The sequence below is a fragment of the Peribacillus sp. 05N428 genome, from assembly GCF_056397085.1.
Window position 1 is genome coordinate 70,198 of sequence record NZ_JBFTMS010000019.1, and the last position, 20,637, is coordinate 90,834.

Below are 20,637 nucleotides of genomic sequence, written 5' to 3' on the forward strand. Positions count from 1 at the left end.
CGCATGAAACCCCTTAACTGGTACACCTTAATGGTCAAAAGGAAGGGGATGCAGCACCTATGAAGAAGATGCTAAAAATAATTCTTGTCATGGCGAGTTCTTTCATTATTATTTTGTCTGATGTGGATGTGCAAAACATTCAAGTACATGCAGTGGTTCCTGAAGAGATCACACCGTTACTAAAAAGTAAGGCGAATCAGAAAATCGCTTATTTGACCTTTGATGACGGACCATCCTTGAATACCATGAAGATATTGGGGATTTTGGACCGCTATCATGTTAAGGCCACATTTTTCGTTAAAGGTAACGAAGAACCATACGCTAAGAGATGTTATCAGGAAATGATATCCCGCGGTCATTCGATTGCCCTTCATTCTTATACACATGATTATTCCATCGTTTATCGGTCGACTGAGAGTTTCTTTCAAGATTTGAATAGGCTTGAAACCATGCTGCAAGAGGATTATGGGATAAAAAGCCGTATTGTGCGCCTTCCTGGCGGCTCGAATAATCGTCTGCGGCATCAGGCGTCAACAAAACCAATCATCAATGGAATCCTTCAACAATTAAAGGAAAAAGGGTATATTTATTTTGATTGGTCCATTGACTCGACAGATGGCTTCAGTCCGTCAATAAGTGAACAACAAATCATTACTGCTGTACAAAAAGGGACGAAAAACCAAAAGCATGTTAATATCTTATTGCATGATATCAATAGTATGAAAAATACAGTGAAAGCATTGCCTGATATAATTGAATTCCTTAAAAAAGAAGGATATACCTTTGATACTATTGATGAGACAACGCCGAAAATGCAATTTAATTGATGAACACATTGTTTAACTATAGTAAATTAAGGTATAGGATATTGAGATTACAATGTGAAAGGATTTATCGTCTCTATGATGCCATCATTGTTTTTATCACATGGAACACCGCTATTAGCTTTGGAAAAGAATAGCTATACTCTTTTTTTGAAGGAGTATATGCAAACTATGAAGAAACCTGCTGCCATCGTTATTTTGTCAGCACATTGGGAAAATGAAGATCAAATGATTTCTGCAGTGCGGAAGCATGAAGTCATTTACGATTTTGCTGGATTTCCTGAAGAAATATTTCAGATAACATATCCTGCGAGGGGATGCCTGGAGCTGTCAGATCGAATTTTAACCTTATTGTCCAGGATAGATGTATTGGGGGAACTTGATGAAAGGCGCCCCCTGGATCATGGAGCATGGGGGCTTTTGCATCTCATGTACCCAGAAGCTGATATCCCGACCGTATCTATGTCCATTAGTCCTTCGCTGCCATTGGACAAGCAGTATGAAATTGGGAAAGCATTGAGGGAATTAAAGGAAAATAATGTCCTGATCATAGGAAGCGGCGGAATTGTCCATAATTTCACACATATTCAGAAAGATATGCATGTTGCAGAGGGATGGGCAATCGAGTTTGAGAACTGGGTCGAAGAAAAAATCCTGAAATGGGATTTGCAATCTTTGTTCAATTATGAAGATATTGCCCCTTACAGTACAGAGGCTGTGCCTTCCAAAGAGCATTTCATTCCATTGGTCATCGCAATGGGCTCAGGGGATGACAATAAAAAAGCGGCTCTTCTGCACAGAAGCTTTCAATATGGCAATCTAAGTTTAACAGCTTGGAAGTTTGAGTGAGGTGAAAGGGTTTTCAAACTAGTTAAATTTACCTGAAAAATAATCATTATACAAAAATACAAAAATCTTTTTTCAGCGAAAAAAAGACTTAAATGAGCAAAAAAGACAGTTAAAAGCGATTTTTGACGAATTAAGCAGAAATATAGTTGAAAAAAGGTTGTATAAAGTGGTTTAACCTTTGGATATTTCGACAAAAACATGTTAATATAACATCTGAAAACGTTTTATCCTTTAAAATTTTATTATTCAATAACCAAAGTTATTTATTATATATCTTATATATATCATATATTTGGGGAAAATTTAGAAGAAAGAAATTTGGGGATGGATAAAACGTAATGAAAAAAATTATGAGAAAAATTTGGGGGTTTACAAAATGACCATCAATGATTCTAAGGTATTAGACCACTGGAAAGCTTTTTCGGGTCCAAACCTTGGGTATGTCATGGAGCAATACGATTTATTTCTAGCCAACCCGGAAGAAGTGGATCCGGAACTGAAAAACTTTTTTGAAGTAGCAGGTCCTCCTTCATTCGATGTATCGGCAGAAACAACGACTGTATGTGCATCAACTGTACAAACTGGAGAAGTTCTTCCAATGAAGAAAATTATGTCTGCAGTTAATTTAGCTGAAAATATCCGTGCATACGGGCATCTTGCTGCAAATATTTATCCTTTAAAAGAAGAAGCTCTGGACACTGAACAAATTCACTTTGAAAAATATGGCTTGACTGCAGATGATTTAAGGAAAATACCGGCTGACTTAATTTGTCCGGAATCACCTGAAGACGTGAAAGACGGATACGAAGCCGTACAATACCTAAAACAACTCTATACAAAAACGATAGCCTTTGAATTTCATCATGTTAATGACTTGGATGAAAAGCAATGGCTTACTGATATGGTCGAATCTGGAAACATGTTCCCGGAAGTGGGAAAAGAGAAAAGAGAACTATTACTTAAACGATTGAATGAAGTAGAAGGTTTCGAGAAATTCCTTCACCGCACATATGTAGGGCAAAAACGTTTCTCTATTGAAGGACTGGATGCTTTGGTTCCGATTTTAGATGAAATGATCTCACAAACTGTCCAAAACGGAACGGGTAATGTGAATATCGCCATGGCTCACCGTGGACGTTTGAATGTGCTTGCACATGTATTAGGAAAGCCTTATGAGGTCATTTTCTCTGAATTCCAACATTCACCGAATAAAGATTTGGTTCCTTCCGAAGGTTCGACAGGCATTAACAATGGATGGACAGGTGATGTTAAATATCATTTAGGTCTGGATAAACAGATTACTAAAGCTAATATACAAAAAGCAAGGATTACACTTGCCAATAACCCAAGTCACTTGGAAGTGGTCGGTCCAATCGTGGAAGGGTATTCTCGTGCGGCTCAAGAAGACCGTACAGAAAAAGGATTCCCGGTGCAAGACATTTCCAAATCTCTTGCAATCCTGATTCATGGTGATGCTGCATTCCCAGGTGAAGGAATTGTACCTGAAACGTTTAACTTAAGCCGTTTACGCGGTTATCAAGTTGGCGGCGCAATCCATATCATCGCCAATAACATGATCGGTTTTACAACGGAAAGTGAAGATTCACGTTCAACCTTATATGCTAGTGATTTGGCAAAAGGCTTTGAAGTGCCGATCGTGCATGTAAATGCAGATGATCCAGAAGCATGTATGGCTGCTGTGAACCTTGCTAACCTATATCGTGAAAAATACAACAAGGATTTCTTGATCGACCTGATCGGTTACAGACGTTTCGGCCATAACGAAATGGATGAGCCATTGGTGACTCAACCTGAAATGTATGCATTAATCCATAAGCATCCAACCGTAAAAGAGCTTTATGGGAAAAAACTTATTGAATCCGGCGAGTTCACTGAAGCTGAAGTTAAAGCGATTGCTGAGCAAGTGGATACAAGGCTTGCAGATGCATATGCGAAAATTTCCGGAAATAAACCGGAAGCTTCCAAAGAATGTAATCCTCCTGGGATTATTGAAAAAGGACTTCCAGCCATTGAAACGGCAGTTCCGACACAAGAACTTGTTACAATTAACGAAGAGCTTGTTAAGTGGCCGGAAGGATTCACCCCTAATAAAAAATTAGGAAAGATTTTATCACGTCGCTTGGATTCCTTTGGTCCTGAAGGAAAAATCGATTGGGCACATGCCGAGACATTGGCTTTTGCTTCGATTTTAAGTGACGGCACGCCAATCCGTTTGACAGGACAAGATTCAGAGCGTGGAACATTCGCACAACGTAATATCATGTTACATGATAGTGTTAATGGAAAAACATATTCACCACTTCACACACTTGAAACTGCCAAAGCTTCATTCGCTGTTCATAACAGCCCGCTTACGGAAACGGCAGTTCTGGCTTATGAATATGGTTATAATGTTTTTGCACCTGAGACACTTGTATTATGGGAAGGCCAATTCGGTGACTTCGCTAATACTGCACAAGTTATCTTTGACCAATTCATCGCGGCTGGCCGTGCAAAATGGGGTCAAAAATCTGGTCTTGTCATGCTGCTTCCACACGGTTATGAAGGACAAGGGCCAGAGCACTCAAGTGCACGACTGGAACGCTTCCTTCAATTAGCAGCTGAAAACAACTGGACAGTTGCTAACTTAAGTTCGGCAGCTCAATACTTCCATATCCTTAGAAGACAAGCTAAGATTTTGGATCAAGAACAAGTACGTCCGCTTGTCATCATGACACCGAAGAGTATGCTTCGTAATCAGGTGATGGCTTCTACAACAGAAGAATTCAGTGAAGGCGCATTTGAATCATTCGTAGAAACCAAAGCCTTGGGCAAAAAACCTAAATCGGTTGAACGCATTGTTTTTGCAACAGGTAAATTGGCGGTTGAACTTCGTGAAAAAGCGGCAACTGAAAAAAATACGGATTGGTTGCAAATCATCAGTATCGAAGAAATTTATCCATTCCCATTCACTGGAGTTCAAGAAGCCCTGAAAAAATATACAAATCTTAAAGAAATCTTCTGGGCTCAAGAAGAACCTAAAAACATGGGTGCTTGGACATTTGTTGAACCTCGCCTAAATGCAGCGGCTCCTGGCAATCTTTCAGTAACATATATAGGAAGGAAGCGCAGATCAAGCCCGGCTGAGGGAGATCCACTTGTCCATAAAAATGAACAACAACGGATTATGACTCAAGCAATTACACGCAATAATGAGGGGGAGAAATAAAAATGGCTGAAGTAAAAGTACCTGAATTAGCAGAATCAATTTCTGAAGGATCTATTGCGCAATGGTTAAAACAACCCGGTGATCACGTTGAAAAAGGAGAATATGTCCTTGAACTTGAAACGGATAAAGTGAACGTTGAAATCATTTCAGATTATACTGGTACACTTTCGGAACATTTAGCAGAAGAAGGCGATACTGTCCAAGTCGGACAGGCTATCGCCATCGTTGATGAAAATGGATCAGCTGCAGCAGCTCCAAAAGCGGAAGCTCCTAAGGTTGAAGAAGCTAAAGCAGAACCAGTTAAGGCTGAACAAGCGGCTCCTGCTAAAGAGGCTCCTAAAGCAGAAGCGAAAGAAGCATCATCCACTCAACAAGTTATTGCATCACCAGCTGCAAGGAAATTGGCTCGTGAAAAAGGAATTGACTTGACTCAAGTGCCTGTAGCAGATCCACTAGGTCGTGTACGTGTACAAGACGTAGAAGCGGCAAGTAATGCACCTGCAGCTCCTGCAGCACCTGCGGCAGCTCCAAAACAAGCTCCTGCAGCTAAACAAGCAGCCGCCCCTGTTGAAGTGAATGATGACCGCATTGAAGTGGTTAAGATGACACGCCGTCGTCAAACCATTGCCAAACGTCTAGTTCAAGTACAATCAGAAGCAGCCATGCTTACTACTTTTAACGAAGTCGATCTTTCTGCAGTCATGGAATTGCGTAACCGCCATAAGGATTCTTTCGTGAAAACAAATGATGTTAAACTTGGTTTCATGTCATTCTTCACTAAAGCGGTCATTGGCGCATTGAAAAAATATCCGTTATTGAATGCTGAAATCCAAGGCGACCATATCCTGAAAAAGAACTTTTATGATATCGGTGTAGCAGTATCCACTGATGAAGGTCTTGTCGTTCCGGTTGTAAGGGATGCTGACCGCAAAAGCTTTGCTGAAATCGAAAAGAACATTTCGGATTTAGCTGTTAAAGCGCGTAACAACAAACTGGGACTTTCAGATCTATCAGGTGGTACTTTTACCATCACTAACGGAGGGACTTTCGGTTCCCTATTATCAACACCAATCTTGAATGCCCCTCAAGTTGGGATCTTGGGCATGCATACAATCAAGACTCGTCCAATCGCTGTTGGAGACCAAATCGAAAACAGACCAATGATGTACCTTGCATTATCTTATGATCACCGTATCGTAGACGGAAAAGAAGCAGTTGGTTTCTTAGTGGCAATCAAAGATATGCTTGAAGATCCAGAACAACTTTTACTTCAAGGCTAATTAGATAATACTACCCCCCTGTCATTTTGACATGGGGGTTTTTTTTGTTGAATTGAAAGGATATTTTCATAGAAAAAAAGATAAGGGAATTCAAGAAGGTTCATGTCTAATAAAAATGAATGTTTTTGAATGTATTTTTGAATGAATTTGATTATTTTTAAACGTTTATGATTGATTATTCCTTCATTTTCATATATGATGATGATATTAAAGTGAGGTGGGCGAATTGTTGACAACTGAAAGGCACCAGTTCATCTTATCGATCCTTAAAGAACAAGGAACGGTAAAGCTGCAGGAGCTTGTAGATCAGTTACAAGCCTCGGAGTCGACCATTCGGAGAGATTTAGTGCAACTCGAAGAAATGAAGCTCTTGAAACGCGTGCATGGCGGGGCCTCTTTACTGCAAAGAAAAGGCCTTGAACCAACAACTATGGAAAAGCAATACAAAGCAAGAGCTGAAAAACAACTTATAGCAAAGCTGGCGGCTTCATTCATAGAGAAAAATGATTGTATATATCTTGATGCAGGCACGACAACTGCCGAAATGATTCCTTATTTAAAAGATAAAAATATAACGGTGCTGACAAATGGTCTTATGCATATTCCAAAACTCATCGAATTGGAAATCAAAACAGTGTTAGTTGGCGGAACGATAAAATTTTCGACAAATGCAATTATAGGAAGTAATGCTGTACAGTTTTTGAATGAATACCGTTTTGATAAATGTTTCTTGGGAATGAACGGCATCCATCAAGAATTGGGTTTCACAACACCCGACCCGGAGGAAGCCCTGCTGAAGAAGATGGCATTACGCCTCTCTAACGAGACCTACGTGCTTGCTGACAGTTCAAAACTTAATGAAGCCACTTTTGCCAAGGTGGCAGATGTAAGCGATGCCATTATCATTACTGACAGCAATGATGAAGAGGCTGTTGCTCACCTTCAAAAAAATCCAAAGGTAAAGGTCGTGACCATTTAATGATTTATACAGTGACACTTAATCCATCCATCGATTACCTGGTCGAAGTGGAGAGCTTTCAAATGGGCAAGGTGAATCGAACCAGTTATGATGCAAAATTCCCAGGAGGGAAAGGGATCAATGTTTCCCGTGTGCTAAAAAGGCTGGGTAATAGTACAACAGCGTTAGGATTCATCGGTGGACAAACAGGTGAATTTGTAAAAAGGTTTTTAAGACAGGAAGAGATTTTCACGGACTTTACAGAAATAGCTGGAGATACAAGAATTAACATTAAATTGAAAACAGGGCTTGAGACCGAAATAAATAGCCAAGGGCCAGTCATTTCAAAAGGGAACTATCAACAATTATTTAGTCAGATTGAACAGTTGAACAATAATGATATCCTCATTTTGTCAGGAAGCATCCCTCCAAGCGTTCCTTCGGATGTATACGAAGCCATGGCAAGGTCTTGTACCCACAATGGCATTAAAGTGGTGGTGGATACGAGTGGCAAGGAATTACTGGATGTCCTTCCACACCGGCCATTTTTAATAAAGCCGAATCATCATGAACTGGGTGAGCTTTTTTCCACCGAAATAAGTACGATTGATGATGCTAGGGAATATGGCGCTAAATTGGTTGAAGCAGGAGCACAGAACGTTATTGTATCAATGGCGGGACAAGGTGCCGTCCTTTGCTCCGGTGGAGAATCATATTCCGCAAATGTTCCAAGAGGGAACGTCATCAACTCAGTGGGGGCAGGTGATTCCATGGTCGCAGGTTTCATCGGGACATATGAAAGGACAGGGGATATTCTATCCGCTTTCCGCTTCAGTCTTGCAGCAGGAAGTGCTACAGCCTTTTCATCCGATCTCGGTACATTGGATAAAATTGAAGAATTATTACCGCAAATTGCTATCAATCAACTAACAGGAGGCTGACTCTATGAAAATTACAGACTTGTTAAAATTGGATACAATCATAATCAATCTGCAAAGTGATACAAAGCAAGCAGTCATTGATGAACTATCAGGAAAGTTAGCCGAGGCAGACAGGTTAAATGATGTGGAGGGTTTCAAAGCTGCCATCTTAAAACGTGAAGAGCAAAGCACAACCGGGATTGGTGAAGGGATAGCCATACCGCATGCAAAAACAAATGCTGTAAAGATACCTGCCATCTGTTTCGGCAAATCGGTCAGTGGTGTGGATTATGAATCGCTTGATGGACAGCCGGCCCATTTGTTCTTTATGATTGCAGCCAGTGAAGGAGCGAATGCAGATCACTTGGAAACCCTTTCCCGGCTTTCTTCATTACTGATGGATGATAAATTCAGGGCCCGATTGATTTCTGCTTCTTCTGGTGAGGAAGTGTTGGAGATAATCAATCAAAAAGAAATGGAAGCTTATGAAGAAGAAAGGGAAGAGCAGCAATCGAGCAATGGTGCCAGCAGTAACGAGAAAGGAGGCAAAATCCTTGCCGTTACAGCTTGTCCGACAGGAATTGCCCATACTTATATGGCTGCCGATGCGTTAAAAGCCAAAGCGAAGGAAATGGGAATCGATTTCAAAGTGGAAACAAATGGTTCCACAGGAATCAAAAATGGTTTAACCGCCGCAGAAATTGATGAGGCGGATGCCATTATCGTTGCGGCCGATAAGCAGGTTGAAATGAATCGTTTTAATGGAAAACATGTCATTATTGTCCCTGTTGCCCATGGGATCCGGAAGACCGAGGAACTGTTAACCAGAGCCGTGAATCAGGATGCACCTGTTTACAATGGAACTGGAAATGATAAAAATGATGAAGGTGAATCAGCTAAAGGAGGATTGGGGATTTACAAGCACTTAATGAATGGCGTAAGTAATATGCTTCCATTTGTCGTCGGGGGCGGAATCTTGATTGCGCTTTCTTTCTTTTTTGGAATCGAGGCAGCCGATCCGGCAAATCCGAATTATAATCCCATTGCCAAAGCATTAAGTGATATTGGCGGGGGAAATGGTGCCTTCTTCTTACTTGTCCCAATACTCGCTGGATTCATTGCATCAAGTATAGCCGACCGTCCAGGTTTTGCCCCTGGTATGGTAGGGGGATTATTGGCAGCACAGGCTAATGCCGGTTTTCTTGGCGGACTGATCGCCGGTTTCCTTGCAGGTTATGTCGTCTTACTATTAAGAAAATTGTTTTCCAAATTACCGCAAACACTTGATGGCATTAAACCGGTTTTACTCTATCCTGTATTCGGGATGTTAATTACAGGGTTTATCATGATATTTCTCGTAAATGAACCAGTAACTGCAATTAACACGGGCCTGACCAATTGGCTGCAGGGCTTATCCGGCACGAACGCAATATTCCTCGGCTTGATTCTTGGGGGTATGATGGCTGTGGATATGGGTGGCCCCTTAAATAAAGCGGCATTCACTTTTGGGATTGCAGCCATTGAAGCATCAAGTTTCGGACCGCATGCTGCAGTTATGGCCGGTGGAATGGTTCCTCCTCTTGGAATCGCACTTGCAACTACATTCTTTAAAAGTAAATTCAGTGAAATGGAAAGGAAATCCGGCTTCACTAATTACTTCATGGGTGCTTCGTTCATTACAGAGGGGGCCATTCCTTTTGCGGCGGCGGATCCATTGCGGGTTATTGTGAGCAGTGTTATTGGGTCAGCTACGGCAGGGGCGCTGTCAATGGCTTTTAGTGTAACATTGCCAGCGCCGCATGGGGGTATATTCGTCATCCCCCTAGTCAACCATCCTTTCCGTTATTTGCTGGCGATTTTAATAGGAGCCCTCATTACCGCTTTAATATTGGGATTCTGGAAAAAGAAACAAAAATAAATATACTGCAAAAGCGGGTCCGAGATAAATGGACCCGCTTTTTATCATTTCCATTCCAATATTTCGATCCGGTTGCCGAAGGGATCGGATAAATATATACGGTTCGCACCGGGCAACCTCCCGTCTTCAATAAAAGAAATATGCGTAGTCATTAAATGTTGTATAAATTCGGTGAGATTTTCAACTTCAAGTGCTGGATGCGCTTTTCTTGCGGGAATGAAATGATCCTCCGTTCCGACATGAATCTTGATCGATCCCGATTTGAACCATAACCCGCCATTGGAACTTAATGACGAAGGCTTTTTCACTTCCCGGAACATTAGTATCTCAGTGAAAAACTTTCTTGATTGGTCCTCGGTATTTTTAGGAGATGCTAATTGGTAATGGTCGATTGACTTAAAAATGAAGTTCATCTTGCAACTCCTTCCAATTCCTTATATATCCAATTTTAAAGTGAAAGATCATTAAGGATAGATTATTTTTTAAATTGTCATTGATAAGATTTCCTTATGTTTAAGTCGTGAATGGTTTAAGAAAGCTTGAATTTTTATGTTTATGGGTAAAGAAGTATTAAAATGAACAAAAGGAGTGAATGTACATGCTGAAGAAAAATACCTTAAAAACGGTGAAAAGGGATGATATGATAGATGTTACGACAGAAGTACAGGCATTCATCATGGAAAAGGGGATTCAAGAGGGGGTAGCTCTTATATATTGTCCACATACGACTGCAGGGATCACGATCAATGAAAATGCTGACCCCGATGTCAAAAAGGATATATTAAGAAGACTGGATGAGCAATACCCATGGAATCATACATTGGATTTACATATGGAAGGAAACACGGCTGCCCATTTGAAATCAAGTACGGTTGGTTCTTCACAACAGGTGATCATCCATAAAGGGAGCTTAGTCCTTGGTACTTGGCAGGGTGTGTATTTTTGTGAATTCGATGGTCCCAGAGAAAGGCAATATTTTATTAAATTATGTGTCGACCAGTAAAATGGAAGGTACAGCATGGATGAAGTGGGAGGAAGCGGATTGGATGATGTTCGGATTGAAGGAAGCAAAGTCATATTGAGAAATGTTAAACAAGCCGATTTAAAAAGTTTATGGAGCCTGAAATATGGCGAAACCGATCCGGAATGGAAAAAGTGGGATGCACCTTATCTCCCTCTTGAACTCATTGATTTCCATACGTTTATCGATAAAGAAACGAAGCATAAAACCTATGATGAGAAAATCGGGGCTTACTCCGAGCTATTAATGGAAAAAAACGATCAAATAATTGGATCTGTTGTATATTACTGGGAACATGAACCTTCACGCTGGCTTGAAATCGGGATTACCATTTTCGATCCCAAGTATTGGAATGGCGGTCATGGAACAGAAGCATTAATGATGTTCATTGGGTATTTATTCGAAAACCTGGAGATTGAGCGGGTTGGACTTACAACTTGGTCAGGTAATGAACGTATGATTGCAGTTGGAAAAAAGGTGGGCATGCAAGTAGAGGGAAGAATGAGAAAATGCCGCTATCATGATGGTTATTATTATGATTCAATCAGAATGGGAATGCTGCGGGAAGAGTGGGAATCATTAAAATTTTGAAGGTAAATGGAACCGAGAAAATTTTTCCTTCATTTCCTTGGAAAAAATTTAGCACTGTTTTCTCCCATATGGTCTGTTATCCTAGGAAGGTGCTTAACGAGGAGGTAACAGGATGAAATTATCAGTATTAATATCCGTGATAATGACTCTAAGTGTCATCGTACTTGGTATAGCTTTTCCTAAGGGAACGACAAGTAAAGCTTCTGATGGGGCAACCAAACATGTCATTAAACAAGGTGAATCGATATGGGATATCGCAAAGCAGCACGGTGTTCCGATCGGTAAGTTAAAAGAAGTCAATCATAACGTAAATAATGTTGCCGAACCTGGTAAAACATTGATTATTCCGCATGTAATGAATGATAAAGATAAAGAATTATTAGCAAGGCTTGTGCATGCAGAAGCAAAAGGGGAACCATACAGAGGAAAGGTCGAGGTGGCGGGAGTTGTTTTGAATCGCCTTGATAGCAATGAATTCCCTGATACGGTCCGGGAAGTGATTTATCAAAAAAACCAATTCTCGCCTGTTGGTGATGGCAGTATTAACAAACCGGCAGGAAATGATGCAAAGAGAGCTGTCAATGAAGCATTGGCTATTCATGGCTACACAAATGATGCCTTGTATTTTTGGAATCCCAGTATTTCGGACAGCGAATGGATGAAACAATTAGAAGTAATAAAAATTATCGGCGGACACCATTTTGCCATATAAACTGCATCTCAAGAACCGGCTTTCCAAAAGGGGAGCCGGTTCTTTTATATTAGAATACCGTTAACCGATATCAGCCCACATTTCGCGGGGATTCAGTTCATAAATGCTGTTTTCGCGGTACATGATGCTTCCGATAATGAGTTCACGTCTTATCGTTGCGTAATCATCATGGAAAGACTGGATGAATTCATTCAGTTCTTTTTCTGGATATTTACGTCCCTTTTCCAGAAGGCTTCCAATATGATGAAGTACGATCATTTTCTTTTTTCTCTGTGCTGGTATGGTTTTTAGTCGACCATCTGGCGTAAAAAAGTTTTCAAGGATCTTTTTATGTTCTAAAATCAGCTTTTGATTATCCATTTTATTGGAGTCCCCCTTAGTTGAAACCATTTTAGGCAATGCTGACGAATAATGCTTCAGGACATCTTCATTCAAAAAATAATAGACCGTATTTTTTTCCCTCCGATCCTTCACTAAATTAATGTCTTTCAATTTCGATAAATGGTGTGAGATGGTCGGAGCCGTCAATTTTAGTATTCCCGCAAGTGCTTGTCCGTGTTTTGGACCGTTTGCCAGGATGGATATTATCCTGATCCTTGTCACATCACCAATCGTCTTGTGGAAAGCGACCAATTTTTCTAATTGCACTTTTATCCCCCTTTTTAATTAGATTATTATCTAATTAGATAATAATCTAATTAGTGGCAGTTAATCAAGTTACTATTCACTTTTCTATATTGCTTGGAAGATCTGATGTATACTTTAGGGAATACTAAAAAAAATAATCCGGAATTAAGGAGCTGTAACATGGCCAATACTCATGTATATACAAAAAAAGAAGAAGTGGTCAATGCGATAACCCACGGTGTCGGCGTTTTGTTGAGTATTGCCGCACTTGTGTTTTTAATCATATTCTCAGCCCAAACAGGATCGCCTTGGAATGTAGTCATTTCGGTCATATATGGTGTTTCCATGCTTCTTTTATACGTCTCTTCCACTTTAGTGCATAGTTTTCCAGAAGGTAAAACAAAGGATATATTTGAAATCTTTGATCATTCAGCCATATATATATTCATCGCAGGAACATACACGCCCATCATGCTTCTTGTGATCAAAGGGTCACTAGGCTGGACCCTGCTGGGTATCATTTGGGGAGTTGCAATCATTGGCGTCGTCTTCAAAGCTTTCTATGTGAAAAAATTCCTCTTCCTTTCGACGATCCTTTATATTGCCATGGGGTGGATGATCGTTATCGTTTGGGGACCACTTACAGCTACGATGCCTGCAGCGGGTATCCAGTTACTGATTGCAGGGGGATTGCTTTATACGTTTGGAGCCATCTTTTATGTTTGGCGCGGTTTTCCGTTCCATCACGCGGTTTGGCATGTATTCGTGCTTGGGGGAACTGCCACACACTTTTTTGCGGTATTGTTTTATATCCTTCCACAATGATCACTTGGCCGATTTGATGTATTTGAGAGAGTGGTTGAGGTTTTAAATGACGCCGATCAGGAAATAATTAAGGTATACAAACTAAAGGAGGAAAAAACTAATGAGAAGATCAATCAAAATATTATCAGTGCCGTTTGCCGCTATGCTTGTTTTGGCTGGATGCGGCGAAGAAAACGATGAAGTGAAAAACCCGCCGGTTCAGGAAAATGAAAATCAAGCGGAAAATAATCCTGAAACAGGTACGGATAATAATGAAAAACTGCCTTTCACATATAAGGATTTTCAATTAGAAGTGGATTATACCGGCAATGATAACGAATACGAAGCTGAATATGATACAATGGGAGCTCAAACAGAAGCTTCGATCGAGGACAAACTTAACAAACACGAAGTTCATGGTGATGAAGCAATGAAAGAATTGACCCCGATTCTAGAAAAATTGACATTCACTAAAGATTCAACAGATGAGGAAGTCATTCAAGAAGTGACAAAAGCTTTTAATTTGAAGGATGACTATCAAGAATTTGATTTAGAGGTCGTTTTCGAAGATAGTACGAAAAAAGAATATAAAGTGAATAATAAGTAACTAAAATACGTTACTATATTCCCCATATTCATATGTGCCGACAATAGTTGTCAAATTACTGTTCCTATAGTAAAATGATTACGGTTAGCAAAGGGGATAATATACATTTGCTATTCATATTCGGACTTATGGGGATAGGACCGCAATAAACACTTGCAAAAAAGATTCTTTTTTAAGAGTCTTTTTTTTTGCAGTGATCTGGAAGTTGAATATAGAAGAAAAGAGAGGATACCACAAGCGGTACCCTCTCTTTCATTTACCCATCATTGGGAAATTGGTGCATTTTTTTTAGGCAGCATATTAGCCGACGCTAACCTTGAACGGATCGTGATGCCAAGCCAAGATGCAAGGAATGCCTTTAAAACGCCTACGATTATAAATGGTGCAAAACCGCTGGCAAATGCCACTGGCCAAGATAATGAACTCATATATTTTAACCAAACCGTACCGATTATTAAAGTAATTATCATCCCGATTGTATTTGCAACGAAAGCCATTGCAACTGAGAAACGGGTTTTTTCCAATATCAGACCCGTTATATATACTGTCGGGATATAGGATAATAAATAACCGCCAGTCGGACCGAATATCTTAGCTAGTCCCCCAGACATTTCAGCGAAAACCGGTACTCCCGCTGCCCCTATGAACAAGTATAATAAAACGGAAGAGGTTCCATAACGTGAACCCAGTATCGTTGCTGCCAGTCCAACAGCTAGAGTCTGTCCTGTAATCGGAACTAAGGGCAGTGGTATTGTAATTTGGGCAAGTATTCCTATAAGTGCTGCAAATAATGCTGTAACCATCATCATTCTTAACTTCTCATGACGCTCCTTCATCGTGCTTCCTCCCTTTATGTAAACCTTGTGTTATAACGAGTTGACATATAAAGAATTTTAATATGTTAAGTAAACACTGTCAATGGTATTATGCATTTTATTTCAATAATGGTCCTAGAGAATACAGGGTTTTCCAAGGCTAAATTCAAAACTTGGAAAATAAATGAAACTTTTTGAATGCATCATTCGTATGAATGGTAAGTGAAGTAAATGGAGGGGATTATAACCATATATTAATAATGCTGGTAAAACACTTATCCTGGGCCATTAAAGCAGTATGCGGCTTGGAAAAATCGAATTTAAAGGATGAAAGAGATGGAGTTATTCGGAGTTCCATTAGAAACTGTCTATTTATACGGATTAATTATATTCGGGGGGGTAACATTCTTATTTATCTTGTTTAATGATATATTTTCCGGCCTTGAATTACCTGATATATTTAATCCTACGCTCATTTTTAGCTTTTTGACCGTGTTTTTTGCAAGTGGTTTTTTGCTTGAATCGCTTTCAGGGCTTAATGCTGGATTGTGTGCCGGCATTTCCCTCATCATCTCATTTACCATCGTCACTTTACTGAATGTATTTGTTTTGATTCCCATTTCATCAGCGGAAGAAAGTTTGACATTTCATGATAATGACCTGAGAGGAAGGGTCGGCAGGGTTCTCACATCAATCCCTGTTGACGGGTTTGGGGAAGTCCTGATAGAAAGCATCAGTGGAAGCATCGCAAAAACTGCGGCCAGCTATAAGAATGAAGGAATTGTTTCGGATACAAAGGTCTTGATCATCGAAGTGAAAAATGGGGTTGTCTATGTTATGCCCCACCAGGATTGAAAAAAAAGAGTAGGAGGTAAGGTATGTTTGATTTGATTTGGATCGTTGTCGCCATTGTTGCAGTTTTACTTATCGCACTTATTGCTGTCTTTGTTACGAAATATCGCACGGCTGGTCCCGATGAGGCATTGATCGTGACCGGAAGCTACTTAGGAAGCAAAAATGTTCACATCGACGAATCAGGAAATAAAATTAAAATCGTCCGCGGCGGGGGAGCTTTCGTTCTCCCGGTATTCCAGCAAGCGGAACCACTAAGCTTATTGTCAAGCAAGCTTGAGGTTTCAACTCCGGAAGTATACACAGAACAGGGAGTTCCTGTCATGGCAGATGGTGTATCGATCATCAAGATTGGCGGTTCAATCACCGATATAGCCACAGCTGCAGAGCAATTCCTTGGTAAATCGAAAGATGACCGTGAACAGGAAGCGCGGGAAGTATTGGAAGGGCATCTTCGCTCCATCCTTGGTTCGATGACCGTCGAGGAAATTTATAAAAACCGTGAAAAGTTTTCCCAGGAAGTACAGAGGGTTGCCTCGCAGGACTTAGCTAAAATGGGACTCATTATCGTATCGTTCACGATTAAAGATGTTCGGGATAAAAATGGATATCTTGAGTCGCTCGGAAAGCCAAGGATTGCACAGGTGAAGAGGGATGCCGATATAGCTACCGCCGATGCAGAGAAAGAAACGCGAATCAAGCGAGCCGAAGCTTCGAAGGAAGCGCAGCGTGCCGAACTTGAAAGGGCAACTGAAATAGCCGAAGCCGAAAAAATCAATAAGCTAAAGGTTGCGGAATTCCGTCGTGAGCAGGATATTGCCAAGGCACGGGCTGACCAAGCTTACGATCTTGAAACGGCTAGATCTAAACAAGATGTAACAGAACAGGAAATGCAAATCAGGATCATTGAACGTCAGAAGCAAATTGAGCTGGAGGAAAAAGAAATCCTTCGCCGTGAAAAGCAATATGATTCAGAAGTGAAGAAAAAGGCCGATGCCGACCGTTATGCGGTAGAGCAGGCAGCCTCCGCTAACAAGATGAAACAGATTACAGAAGCGGATGCCGATAAGTATAAAATTGAAGCCATGGCGAAAGCGGAAGCGGAACGTGTTCGCATGGACGGTCTTGCTAAAGCGGACGCCCAAAGGGCACAAGGTACGACAGAAGCGGAAATCATCCGGTTAAAAGGGGTAGCAGAAGCAGAAGCCAAGCAGAAAATAGCTGAAGCTTTTGAACAGTTCGGGCAAGCCGCTGTAATGGACATGATTTTGAAAATGCTGCCCGAATATGCAAAACAAGTGGCAAGCCCGCTTAGTAATATCGACAAGATCACTGTAGTGGACACAGGCGGAAGCGGTGCGAATGGCGGGGCTAATAAAGTGACTGGATATGCAACGGATTTAATGGCAACCTTGCAGGAGTCATTAAAAGCATCTTCGGGAATTGACGTCAAAGACTTGCTTGAGAATTTCTCAGGAAAGCGAAATTTACCATTCACCACCATCAGCCAGGAGAATGTCGAAGCGAACATGAATATGGCAGCAAGCAAGGAAGAGTAACGATTGAAAATACATGGTAAATCCTACTGTTCAACACGAAATTAAAGCTGATGTATTACCAATACAGATAGGTTATTGGACTTACTTATAGAGAATAAACCAACAGGGATCCATTTTCATTCAGTAATACTCAATTGACTAATAAAATTGATTAAATGAAAAAGTTGAAATAGAACAAAAGATTCGAAGAATAAATTAAAATAAACAACCAAGATGATTGGTTGTTTATTTTTTGCTTTTTAATAAGGCCTAAATTGTTTTTTTAGTTTTCGCTATTACTTAATGTTTGAAACCGATATTTGGATGTACTTAATACTTAAACTTAGTAACGTATTTAAAGACAAGTCTTTTCTTTAAACCTATTTAGTCAACGTATTTAAATCAACATATGCAGAGAAATCTCGTTTTGTTTTTGCTAGGTAGGATGCTTTGTTGAATGCAAAATCATACATTTTATCGACAAAATAAGATTCATCATCGTAAATGACACTATCAGCAATATAATATTCACAATATGGTGGACATCTTGAAGGTGCACTCCTGGCAGCTGATCAGGCAGTTTTTGAAATCACTAATCTAAAAAAACAGACCTTAATAAAGGTAACTTAACATTCTATTAAACAATTAACTATTTTATTTTTTATCTTATTTTCAAAAATTCCATTACTAAACTGTAGGAGCTAATAGGTGATGAAAATTATGAAAGCTATACAGATTCCGTCTAAAGGCGAATGAATTATCTGTATTAGAAGCAGCACCACTTATGTGTGCTGGTGAAACAACGTTTAGTGCATTAAGAAACAGCAAAGCTCGGCCTGGCTATCGTGTATGTCTCCAATAATCTATAATAAATATTTTTTAATTATTTGTTAAATTCTGAATTATTTGTTGAAATATATATTGGAAGGTGTTTTAATAAATGTAAGAATATAACTTATCGGATATGTGATGTCTGAAAGGATAGAGGATGGGTGTGTAAATATGGGGAAAATATTCACCAAGAAAGTATCGGAAACAGTCGAAGAAGAAATAGAGAAGATGATTGAGTCTGGCAAATTCCAGTCAGGTGAAAAGCTACCTTCCGTTAGGGAATTATGTGATTTATTCGGTGTTGGACGTTCCGCTGTCCGAGATGCAATCACAACACTTAAAGGAAAAGGTACTGTTTACGTGAAACAAGGGGAAGGTACATACATTTGCGAATTTGATTCCGCAAAATTGTTTACCAACCATATGTTAATCCCCAGCTGTGAAGACATAAAAGACTTATTTCAAGTCAGGAAAATATTGGAGACAGGCATTGCGGAAATGGCTGCTTCCAATCGGTCGGTACAAGATTTGGTACGTATGGAAGAAATCCTTTCAAACCTCTGTATCAATGGCTGGGAAGGGGACTACCACTTTCATATGGCGATTGCTAATGCGACAGGAAACAAAAGCCTGATCCAATTAGTGCAAACCATTTCAACCACCATGAAGAAGGCAATGATTGATTTTCACAGGTATATTCAAGAGAATGAGAACATCGTAAAAACGATGGATGAACAACATGATAAAATCTATGAATCAATAAAGATGGGGAACCCTATAAAAGCTAATCAGTCGATGATTAACCACTTACAATATGTTGAAGAAATTTTGCAAAACAATATTTTACAAAAGGTATGAAGTTTAAAATGTTTTTTTTGCAACAATATAGAAACGATGTTAGTTATTACGAAACAAAAAGGAGGCGTGGGTTTTGATCGTAGCGGATCTTCTATCAGATTTAAAGTCATTTTTACCTGATGTGCAAATAGTTGATGGGAAAAACCAAAGGCATCTACTTGGGAATGGTGGTCAGGTATCTGTTTACCCGAAAACAGAGGGAGAAATAGCAAGTATTTTAAAGTATGCAAACGATAAAGGGAAAAAAATAACGGTGGTAGGAGGCGGAACCAAGAGAGGTTTTGGAGGATTGATTGAAACAGCTGATATCTTACTCTCATTATCGAAATATAAAGGAATTGTCAAACATACTGTAGGAGATATGACATTAACGGTTAAAGCAGGTACTTCATTTAAAGAATTGCAAGAATATTTGGCACAACATAATCAGAAGGTTTCGCTGGACCCTGTATGGCCTGAAGATGCGACAATTGGCGGAATCATTGCTTCAAATGAAAGCGGTCCCAAAAGATTGGGTTATGGTTCTTCCAGAGATGTGGTAATAGGACTTCGCTTGGTTTACCCGGATGGCAGTATCATAAGAGCTGGGGGAAATGTAGTAAAGAATGTTGCTGGGTACGATATGAACAAACTTTTTATAGGATCGATGGGTACACTTGGTATTTTATCTGAAGTGACTTTGAAGCTTAGACCAATACCAAAGTACGAAAGCCTTGGACTGTTAGTGTTTCCCAATGGAAATCTCGAAGAAGTTCGGTCACTAGCAGTTAAGTTGTTGGATTCAGTGATGGAACCAATCGCTTTGGAACTGCTAAATCCTGCTTTATCGGAAAGGTTAACGGGTCAAAACGTTTATACCTTAGCAATTTCATTTGAAGATGTGGAGAGCTCTGTTCATTACCAGGAGGATTTTGTAAAGAACATCCAACCTTCTAACGCAAAAATGACAGTGCTTTCACAAAATCAGGCACAAGCTTTTTGGGAAAAATTTTATTCGATTTCTCCAAATGGGGCAACACTTGCTAGTGGAAATCAGATAGAAGCGGCATTGAAAATAGGCGTTGTTAACCTAGATGTTTTGAAGGTCATTAAAGAAAGCCACATTTTACATCACTCTAGTACTCTTACAGTAGAAGCACATGGTGGACTAGGTCATGGAATATGCCAGGTTAACCTAAAGGGAACTGAAGATGAAGAATTAACACAGGTAATATTAAAGCTCAGAAAATCCGTCGAAGCATTGGGTGGTTATGTGATTGCGAAGCATCTGCCTTTAACGCTCCGTCAGCAAATAGATGTATGGGGTGAAAAACCATCACATTTCTTCTTGTTAGAAGGAATTAAAACAAAGATCGATCCTAATAGAGTACTTAATAATAAAAGATTCGTGGGAGGGATTTAAT

At 40.0% G+C, this 20,637-nt stretch carries 19 protein-coding genes; 16 read left to right on the forward strand and 3 right to left on the reverse strand.

Going from position 1 to position 20,637, the window contains the following annotated elements:
- Positions 1-59: 59 nt before the first annotated feature.
- The 7 genes from AC1DIV_RS17695 (at position 60) to AC1DIV_RS17725 (ending at position 9,978) form a co-directional block, all read left to right on the forward strand.
- Complete coding sequence (locus AC1DIV_RS17695; protein ID WP_477576998.1) at positions 60-827, forward strand: polysaccharide deacetylase family protein; 768 nt, start codon at positions 60-62, stop codon at positions 825-827.
- Between the two features lie 78 nt (positions 828-905).
- Positions 906-1,673: a dioxygenase family protein gene (locus tag AC1DIV_RS17700; protein ID WP_477577004.1), complete on the forward strand. Its 768-nt coding sequence runs from the start codon at positions 906-908 to the stop codon at positions 1,671-1,673.
- A gap of 376 nt (positions 1,674-2,049) precedes the next feature.
- Complete coding sequence (locus AC1DIV_RS17705; protein WP_477577000.1) at positions 2,050-4,902, forward strand: 2-oxoglutarate dehydrogenase E1 component; 2,853 nt, start codon at positions 2,050-2,052, stop codon at positions 4,900-4,902.
- A 2-nt stretch (positions 4,903-4,904) separates the two neighbouring features.
- Positions 4,905-6,182 (forward strand): 2-oxoglutarate dehydrogenase complex dihydrolipoyllysine-residue succinyltransferase, encoded by a 1,278-nt coding sequence (gene odhB / locus AC1DIV_RS17710; protein WP_054400414.1) that lies wholly within the window; start codon positions 4,905-4,907, stop codon positions 6,180-6,182.
- A 226-nt stretch (positions 6,183-6,408) separates the two neighbouring features.
- The gene (locus tag AC1DIV_RS17715; RefSeq protein WP_323597456.1) at positions 6,409-7,161 is read left to right on the forward strand and encodes a DeoR/GlpR family DNA-binding transcription regulator; all 753 of its coding nucleotides are present in this window, start codon (positions 6,409-6,411) and stop codon (positions 7,159-7,161) included.
- On the forward strand, positions 7,161-8,081 hold the full coding sequence (gene pfkB / locus AC1DIV_RS17720; RefSeq protein WP_340876666.1) for a 1-phosphofructokinase: 921 nt from the start codon (positions 7,161-7,163) through the stop codon (positions 8,079-8,081). Before AC1DIV_RS17715 ends, pfkB begins: the two co-directional genes overlap by 1 nt.
- A gap of 4 nt (positions 8,082-8,085) precedes the next feature.
- Positions 8,086-9,978 carry a PTS fructose transporter subunit IIABC gene (locus AC1DIV_RS17725; RefSeq protein ID WP_340876665.1) on the forward strand — a complete coding sequence of 631 codons (1,893 nt, stop codon included), beginning with the start codon at positions 8,086-8,088 and terminating at the stop codon, positions 9,976-9,978.
- A gap of 44 nt (positions 9,979-10,022) precedes the next feature.
- Here the strand turns inward: AC1DIV_RS17725 and AC1DIV_RS17730 are convergent, their stop codons facing one another.
- A complete protein-coding gene (locus tag AC1DIV_RS17730; RefSeq protein ID WP_340876664.1) occupies positions 10,023-10,391 on the reverse strand; it encodes a VOC family protein in 369 nt (122 codons plus the stop codon).
- A 185-nt stretch (positions 10,392-10,576) separates the two neighbouring features.
- On the opposite strand from AC1DIV_RS17730, the gene AC1DIV_RS17735 reads away from it, so the two are divergent.
- The 3 genes from AC1DIV_RS17735 (at position 10,577) to AC1DIV_RS17745 (ending at position 12,302) form a co-directional block, all read left to right on the forward strand.
- On the forward strand, positions 10,577-10,981 hold the full coding sequence (locus AC1DIV_RS17735; RefSeq protein ID WP_340876663.1) for a secondary thiamine-phosphate synthase enzyme YjbQ: 405 nt from the start codon (positions 10,577-10,579) through the stop codon (positions 10,979-10,981).
- A 39-nt stretch (positions 10,982-11,020) separates the two neighbouring features.
- Positions 11,021-11,590: a GNAT family N-acetyltransferase gene (locus AC1DIV_RS17740; protein WP_340878539.1), complete on the forward strand. Its 570-nt coding sequence runs from the start codon at positions 11,021-11,023 to the stop codon at positions 11,588-11,590.
- 112 nt (positions 11,591-11,702) lie between these two features.
- On the forward strand, positions 11,703-12,302 hold the full coding sequence (locus AC1DIV_RS17745) for a cell wall hydrolase (protein WP_052137268.1): 600 nt from the start codon (positions 11,703-11,705) through the stop codon (positions 12,300-12,302).
- A gap of 60 nt (positions 12,303-12,362) precedes the next feature.
- Here the strand turns inward: AC1DIV_RS17745 and AC1DIV_RS17750 are convergent, their stop codons facing one another.
- Positions 12,363-12,950 carry a DUF2087 domain-containing protein gene (locus AC1DIV_RS17750; RefSeq protein ID WP_048679985.1) on the reverse strand — a complete coding sequence of 196 codons (588 nt, stop codon included), beginning with the start codon at positions 12,948-12,950 and terminating at the stop codon, positions 12,363-12,365.
- Between the two features lie 159 nt (positions 12,951-13,109).
- Between AC1DIV_RS17750 and trhA the strand changes: the two genes are divergently transcribed.
- Both trhA and AC1DIV_RS17760 read left to right on the forward strand, forming a co-directional pair.
- Positions 13,110-13,754: a PAQR family membrane homeostasis protein TrhA gene (trhA, locus tag AC1DIV_RS17755; RefSeq protein ID WP_072273139.1), complete on the forward strand. Its 645-nt coding sequence runs from the start codon at positions 13,110-13,112 to the stop codon at positions 13,752-13,754.
- 100 nt (positions 13,755-13,854) lie between these two features.
- Complete coding sequence (locus AC1DIV_RS17760) at positions 13,855-14,340, forward strand: YusW family protein (RefSeq protein ID WP_063593840.1); 486 nt, start codon at positions 13,855-13,857, stop codon at positions 14,338-14,340.
- Between the two features lie 263 nt (positions 14,341-14,603).
- Here AC1DIV_RS17760 and AC1DIV_RS17765 read toward each other — a convergent pair whose 3' ends face one another.
- Positions 14,604-15,176 (reverse strand): biotin transporter BioY, encoded by a 573-nt coding sequence (locus tag AC1DIV_RS17765; protein ID WP_340876662.1) that lies wholly within the window; start codon positions 15,174-15,176, stop codon positions 14,604-14,606.
- A gap of 315 nt (positions 15,177-15,491) precedes the next feature.
- Between AC1DIV_RS17765 and AC1DIV_RS17770 the strand changes: the two genes are divergently transcribed.
- The 4 genes from AC1DIV_RS17770 (at position 15,492) to AC1DIV_RS17785 (ending at position 20,636) form a co-directional block, all read left to right on the forward strand.
- Entirely contained in the window at positions 15,492-16,010 is a 519-nt protein-coding gene (locus AC1DIV_RS17770; protein ID WP_264894927.1) for an NfeD family protein, read from the forward strand.
- A 23-nt stretch (positions 16,011-16,033) separates the two neighbouring features.
- Positions 16,034-17,566 (forward strand): flotillin family protein, encoded by a 1,533-nt coding sequence (locus tag AC1DIV_RS17775; protein ID WP_340876661.1) that lies wholly within the window; start codon positions 16,034-16,036, stop codon positions 17,564-17,566.
- Positions 17,567-18,547: 981 nt separating this feature from the next.
- Positions 18,548-19,234, forward strand: a complete 687-nt coding sequence (locus AC1DIV_RS17780; protein WP_240520696.1) for a FadR/GntR family transcriptional regulator — start codon at positions 18,548-18,550, stop codon at positions 19,232-19,234.
- A 73-nt stretch (positions 19,235-19,307) separates the two neighbouring features.
- Positions 19,308-20,636: an FAD-binding oxidoreductase gene (locus AC1DIV_RS17785; RefSeq protein WP_340876660.1), complete on the forward strand. Its 1,329-nt coding sequence runs from the start codon at positions 19,308-19,310 to the stop codon at positions 20,634-20,636.
- The last annotated feature ends 1 nt before the right edge of the window (position 20,637 follow it).